Source organism: Aquabacterium sp. A08 (assembly GCF_011742065.1).
In genome coordinates this window covers 1-6,285 of the sequence record NZ_JAAQQT010000533.1, presented here as the reverse complement: position 1 = coordinate 6,285, position 6,285 = coordinate 1, and the positions used below count along the sequence as shown (strand labels likewise).

Annotated in this window: 7 protein-coding genes; 5 read left to right on the top strand and 2 right to left on the bottom strand. The window is 69.4% G+C overall.

The features are described 5' to 3' along the window. The first annotated feature begins 44 nt into the window (after window positions 1-44). From HA630_RS04025 to HA630_RS04005, 5 genes are read left to right on the top strand one after another with little or no spacing between them, the layout of a single operon-like run. Window positions 45-776 carry an endonuclease/exonuclease/phosphatase family protein gene (locus HA630_RS04025; protein ID WP_166832526.1) on the top strand — a complete coding sequence of 244 codons (732 nt, stop codon included), beginning with the start codon at window positions 45-47 and terminating at the stop codon, window positions 774-776. After that, entirely contained in the window at window positions 767-2,005 is a 1,239-nt protein-coding gene (clsB, locus tag HA630_RS04020) for a cardiolipin synthase ClsB (protein WP_243855338.1), read from the top strand. Before HA630_RS04025 ends, clsB begins: the two co-directional genes overlap by 10 nt. 42 nt (window positions 2,006-2,047) lie before the next feature. Continuing rightward, window positions 2,048-2,773, top strand: a complete 726-nt coding sequence (folE, locus tag HA630_RS04015; protein ID WP_101049373.1) for a GTP cyclohydrolase I — start codon at window positions 2,048-2,050, stop codon at window positions 2,771-2,773. A 1-nt stretch (window position 2,774) separates the two neighbouring features. After that, window positions 2,775-3,200 carry a BLUF domain-containing protein gene (locus HA630_RS04010; protein WP_166832524.1) on the top strand — a complete coding sequence of 142 codons (426 nt, stop codon included), beginning with the start codon at window positions 2,775-2,777 and terminating at the stop codon, window positions 3,198-3,200. Between the two features lie 45 nt (window positions 3,201-3,245). Continuing rightward, on the top strand, window positions 3,246-4,145 hold the full coding sequence (locus HA630_RS04005; protein WP_166832522.1) for a DUF429 domain-containing protein: 900 nt from the start codon (window positions 3,246-3,248) through the stop codon (window positions 4,143-4,145). Window positions 4,146-4,181: 36 nt separating this feature from the next. Here HA630_RS04005 and HA630_RS04000 read toward each other — a convergent pair whose 3' ends face one another. Both HA630_RS04000 and HA630_RS03995 read right to left on the bottom strand, forming a co-directional pair. Continuing rightward, complete coding sequence (locus HA630_RS04000; protein WP_166832519.1) at window positions 4,182-4,934, bottom strand: molybdopterin-synthase adenylyltransferase MoeB; 753 nt, start codon at window positions 4,932-4,934, stop codon at window positions 4,182-4,184. A gap of 10 nt (window positions 4,935-4,944) precedes the next feature. Further along, on the bottom strand, window positions 4,945-6,285 hold a 1,341-nt coding region (locus tag HA630_RS03995; RefSeq protein WP_166832517.1), incomplete at its 5' end, for a S41 family peptidase.

The following is a 6,285-nucleotide window of genomic DNA, read 5'->3' as shown; positions in this document are numbered from 1 at the left end:
TGCCGCGCCTGTCAAACCCCGGGCTTTGATGGCATGATTTCCGCATGAACACCCTGCGCGTGGCCACCTACAACATCCACAAGGGCGTGCAGGGCCTGGGGCCGGCGCGCCGGCTGGAAATCCACAACCTGGTGCACGCGGTGGAGCAGTTCGATGCCGACATCGTCTGCCTGCAGGAGGTGCGCGGCTTCAACCGCCAGATGCAGCGCCGCTTTGCCCACTGGCCGGCCGAAGGCCAGGCCCACGTGCTGGCGCCCGAGGGGTACGAGGCGGTGTACCGCAGCAACGCCGTCACCCGCCATGGCGAACACGGCAACGCCTTGCTCAGCCGCTGGCCGGTGCTGGGCCAGGGCCACCACGACGTGTCCGACCACCGCTTCGAGCAGCGCGGCCTGCTGCACGTGACGGTGCAGGTCGAGGACCGGCCGGTGCACGTGGTGGTGGTGCACCTGGGCCTGATCCACGCCAGCCGCGAACGCCAGGTGCAGGCGCTGGGGCGCTTCATCGCCCGCGAGGTGCCGCCCGACGCCGCCCTGGTGGTGGCCGGCGACTTCAACGACTGGGGCGTGCGCCTGCATCCGGCCATGGCCCGCTTCGGCTTGCACACCTTCGACGGCATCCGCCTGGCCACCTACCCGTCGCGCCTGCCGCTGCTGCACCTGGACCGCATTTACGTGCGTGGATTGCGCCTGCTGCACGCGCAGGTGCCGCACGGGCGCGCCTGGCCGCGCCTGTCCGACCACCTGCCGCTGATCGGGGAGTTTGCTTGGCCGTGAAGCCACCGCTGCAACCCGGCCACCGGCTGCGGCTGCTGCAAGGTGGCGACGCGCTGTTTCCCGCGCTGGTGCAGGCCATGGACCGCGCGCGCCAGGTGGTGCACCTGGAAACCTACATTTTTGAATTCGCCCACGGCACCCTGCCTGTGGCCGAGGCGCTGGAGCGTGCGGCGCTGCGCGGGGTGTCGGTGCGGCTGGTGGTGGACGGGGTGGGCACCCCGGCCATCCCGGCCGAATGGCGCCAGCGCTTTCGCCACGCCGGGGTGCAGTGGCGGGTCTATGCCCCGCTGGGCCGCCTGGGCCTGCTCATTCCCAGCCGCTGGCGCCGCTTGCACCGCAAGCTGTGCGTGGTGGACGGGGTGGTGGGCTTCTGCGGCGGCATCAACCTCATCGACGACCGCGATGACCTGGACCTGGGCCGCCTGAGCGCCCCGCGCTTGGACTTTTCGCTGCAGGTCAGCGGCCCGCTGGTGGCCGACATGCAAGAGACGATGGAGCAGCTCTGGTGGCGCTTGCAGGCCGTGCGCGCCGCGCGCCAGCGCGAATTCCGCGCCGCCTGGGAGGCCCTGCGCGTGGGCCTGCCGCGCCTGGAAGCCTGGGACTGGCCCGAGCCCGTGGGCGGCCCCGCGCCACACCCCGAACTGCACGCCCACCGGGCCAGCGCCGCGCTGCTGCTGCGCGACAACCTGCGCCACCGCCACGACATCGAACGCGCCTACCTCAAAGCCCTTGGCGAGGCGCGGCAGGAGGTGGTCATTGCCAACGCCTACTTCATCCCCGGGCGGCGGCTGCGCCGGGCGCTGGTGCTGGCGGTGCAGCGCGGGGTGCGGGTGCGCCTGCTCATCCAAGGGCGTTACGAGCGTTTTTTGCAGTACCACGCCGCGCGCCCGGTGCACCACCGCCTGCTGGCCGCGGGGGTGGAGATCCACGAATACGCCCCCAGCGCCCTGCACGCCAAGGTGGCTGTGGTGGACGGCCGCTGGGCCACCGTCGGTTCCACCAACCTCGACCCCTTGAGCCTGCTGCTGGCGCGCGAGGCCAACGTCGTCACCACCGACGCCGGCTTTGCCCGCCAGTTGCGCGACCGGCTGGACCGCCTCATGCGCACCCAGGGCGCCACCCTGACGCTGGCCGAGCTGGGCAGCCGCCCCTGGCACGAGCGCCTGCGCGACCGCGTCGCCTTTGCCGTGATGCGGACCGTGCTCTTCCTCACCGGCCACCGTTATTGACCCAGCCCCAGCGCCGTGGGCCGTGCGGTGTTAGCATGGGCCATGCTGATGAAATCTTCAGAGACCATGACCGACGCTCCCACCGACGAAGGCACCCCGGTGTCCGTGAAAATCCGCGAGCGCCTGCAGGCCGCCCGCCAACGGTTTCACTCCAACGACAACATCGCCGACTTCCTCCAGCCGGGCGAACTCGAGGCGCTGCTCGACGAGGTCACCGAGAAGATGCAGGGCGTGCTCGACAGCATGGTGATCGACACCGTCAACGACCACAACACCGACAACACCGCCCGGCGCGTGGCCAAGATGTACCTGAAAGAGGTGTTCGGCGGCCGCTACGTGAAGGCGCCCACCATCACCGAATTCCCCAACGCCGAGCACCTCAACGAGCTGATGATCGTCGGCCCGATCACCGTGCGCAGCGCCTGCAGCCACCACTTCTGCCCGGTGATCGGTCGGGTGTGGATCGGCGTCATGCCCAACGAACACACCAACGTCATCGGGCTGAGCAAGTACGCGCGCCTGGCCGAGTGGATCATGGGCCGCCCGCAGATCCAGGAAGAGGCCGTGGTGCAGCTGGCCGACCTGATTCAAGAGAAAACCCAGCCCGACGGCCTGGCCATCGTGATGGAGGCCAGCCACTACTGCATGGCTTGGCGCGGCGTGAAGGACATGGACAGCAAGATGATCAATTCCGTCATGCGCGGCGTCTTCCTCAAGGACAGCAACCTGCGCCGCGAATTCCTGTCGCTCATTCCCCGGGGCAAGTGAGATGCTGGTCCGACTGCTCTACGTCAGCCGCGCGGTGCAACCCGACAGCACCGACGCCATCCAGGCCATCCTGGCCGCCGCGCGTCAGCACAACCTGCACAATGGCATCACCGGCATCCTCTGCTACGGCGGCGGGGTGTTTGTGCAGGCCATCGAAGGCGGCCGCTCGGCCGTCAACCGGTTGTACAACCACATCATCGAAGACCCGCGCCACCAGGACGTGGAGCTGCTGCACTACGAAGAAATCACCGAGCGCCGTTTCGGCGGCTGGACCATGGGGCAGGTGAACCTGAGCAAGCTCAACACCTCCATCGTGCTCAAGTACTCCGAAAAGCCCGAGTTCGACCCCTACAGCGTGTCGGGCAAGGTGTCGCTGGCGCTGCTGGAAGAGCTGATGGCCACGGCCAGCATCATCGGCCGCGCCTGACCCCTGGGGCCGCGCCCGCCCCGGGCGCCGGCCTGCCCTGACCGCATGACCCCGCCCTTGGCCGCCCCCGCCCTGTGGGGCTGCGACTTCAGCAGCGCCCCCAGCCGCCGCAAGCCGGTGGTGCTGGCCGTGGGCCGGTGCGAGGGCCGCCCCGGCGCACAACGGGTGGTGCTGGAGCGCTGGGACACCTTCGACACCCTGGACGGCTGGGCCCACCGCCTGCGCGAGCCGGCCGACTGGGTCGGCGGCTTTGACCTGCCGTTTGGCCTGCCGCGCGAACTGGTGGAGGCCCTGGGCTGGCCCACCGACTGGCTGGCCTGTATGCGCCATTACGCCGCGCTGTCGCGCGACGAGATCCGCACCGCCTTTGCCGCCTTTTGCCACGCCCGGCCCGTGGGCGGCAAGTTCGCCCACCGCGCCACCGATGGCCCGGCCGGCTCCAGCCCCAGCATGAAATGGGTCAACCCGCCGGTGGCCTTCATGCTGCACGCCGGGGTGCCGCTGTTGATCGACGCGGGGGTCTGCCTGCCTGGGTTGCACCCGGGCACCCCCGACACCGGCGCAGGGCCCGACACCCCGGCCGTGCGGCCGCGCCGGGTGGCGCTGGAAGCCTACCCCGGCCTGCTGGCGCGCAGCGTGCTGGGCACCCGCAGCTACAAAAGCGACGACAAGGCCAAGCAAACGCCGGAGCGTTTCATCGCCCGCAAAGACCTGGCCGACGCGCTCGAAACCGGACGGGCGCCCTTGCTGGCCGAGGCTGGGCTGCGCCTGAAATGGACCCATGCCCAGCGCGAAGCGGCGCTGGACGACGCCAGCGGCGACCGCCTGGACGCGGTGCTGTGCTTGTTGCAAGCGGCCTGGGCCTGGACGCAACACGCGGCCGGGCACCCGTGCTACGGCTTGCCCGCGTTCGACCCGTTGGAGGGCTGGATCGTGTCGGCCTGAGTGTTGACCACACCCCGGAGGCGGGGTGGGGCTGGTTCAGTGCGCGGTGCCGCAGACGGCGCAGGCCGGGTTGCGGCCGAGTTGCACCTCGGTGAATTCCAGACCGCGGCCGTCCAGCATCTGCAGCCGACCCACCAGGCGCGAGCCCATGCCGATCAGCAGCTTGAGTGCTTCGGCCGCCTGCATGGTGCCCACCATGCCCACCAGCGGTGCGAACACGCCCAGGGTGGCGCAGCGGGTTTCTTCCAGGCCGTCGGTGTCGGGGAAGACGCAGGCGTAGCAGGGCGAAGCGGCGTCGCGCGCGTCGTACACCGACAGCTGCCCGTCGAAGCGGATGGCCGCGCCCGACACCAGCGGCACCCGGTGGCGCACGCAGGCGCGGTTGATGGCGTGGCGGGTGGCGAAGTTGTCGGTGCAGTCCAGCACCACCTGGGCGGTGGGCACCAGCGCGTCCAGCAGGGCGGCGTCGGCGCGCTGGGTCACCGTGTCCACCCGCACCTCGGGGTTGATGGCGTGCATCGCCACCTTGGCCGATTCGGCCTTGGGCTGGCCGACGCGGTCCAGGTTGTGGGCGATCTGCCGCTGCAGGTTGGTGGCGTCCACGGTGTCGTGGTCCACCAGGGTGATGCGGCCCACCCCGGCGCTGGCCAGGTACAGCGCCACCGGCGAGCCCAGCCCGCCCGCCCCGATGACCAGGGCGTGCGCGGCCAGCAGCGCTTCCTGGCCTTCCACCCCGACCTCGTTGAGCAGGATGTGGCGCGAGTAGCGCAGCAGTTGCTCGTCGTTCATGCCGCGCGGCTCAGTTGTCGGCTGTGGGCGCGGTGCGCTCGGTGGCGGTCTTGCTGGCCACCACCGGCAGGCCCTTGAGCTGGTTCAGCGCCTGCTGCAGCGGGAAGTCCTGGTCTGAGCCGAACTCGGGCAGCACGCGTCCGCCGGGGTTCTTGCGCTGTTCTTCTTCCAGCCGCTGGCGGGCCTGTTCGCGTTCCTGTTCGCGCTGGCGCAGGGCGGCCTGTTCGGCGTCGTTCAGGGGTTTTTCCTGGCCGTTGCCCAGGTGTTTTTCCAGGTCGGCCTCGCGCGTGCGCAGCGCGGCAAACAGGTTTCCTTCGGCGGTTTCGTCCAGCCACACGTCGGGCACGATGCCCTTGGCCTGGATGGAGCGGCCGCTCGGCGTGTAGTAGCGCGCCGTGGTGATTTTCAGGCCGGTGTCGGGGCCCAGGGGGCGCACCGTCTGCACCGAGCCCTTGCCGAAGGTCTGACTGCCCATGACGGTGGCGCGTTTGTGGTCCTGCAGCGCGCCGGCCACGATCTCGCTGGCCGAGGCCGAGCCTTCGTTGACCAGCACCACCAGCGGCACGGTTTTCAGCGCGCCCTGGGTGGCGGCGGTGAGCTTCTGGATCGGGTCGTTGCCGCTGCGGCGCAGGTAATAGCGCGGTGCCGCCAGGTAGCTGGCCTTGCTTTCCTCGAGCTGGCCGTTGGTGGTGACCACGGTCACGTTCTCGGGCAGGAAAGCGGCCGACAGGGCCACGGCGGCGTCCAGCAGGCCGCCCGGGTCGTTGCGCAGGTCCAGCACCAGGCCCTTGAGCTTGGGTTCCTGTTTGTAAATGTCTTCCAGCTTGCGCGCAAAGTCTTCGACCGTGCGTTCCTGGAACTGCGACACCCGCAGCCAGGCGTAACCGGGCTCGATCACCTTGGACTTGACGCTCTGCGTCTTGATTTCCTGGCGCGTGATGGTCACCGGGAAGGTGCGGTTCTCGTCGCGGCGGAACACCGTCAGCGTGACCTTGGTGTTGGGCTCGCCGCGCATGCGCTTGACCGCGTCGTTGATGGTCATGCCCTTGACCGGCGCGTCGTCCACCTTGGTGATCAGGTCGTTGGACTTGAGGCCGGCGCGGAAGGCTGGGGAGTCTTCAATGGGGGAGACGACCTTGACCAGGCCGTCTTCCATGGTGATTTCGATGCCCACGCCGACGAAGCGGCCGCTGGTGCCTTCGCGGAATTCCTTGAAGCTCTTTTTGTCGAAGTACTGCGAGTGCGGGTCCAGGCTGGACACCATGCCCGAGATGGCGTCGGTGATGAGCTTTTTCTCGTCCACCGGCTCCACGTAGTCGCTCTTGACCATGCCGAAAACGGCGGCCAACTG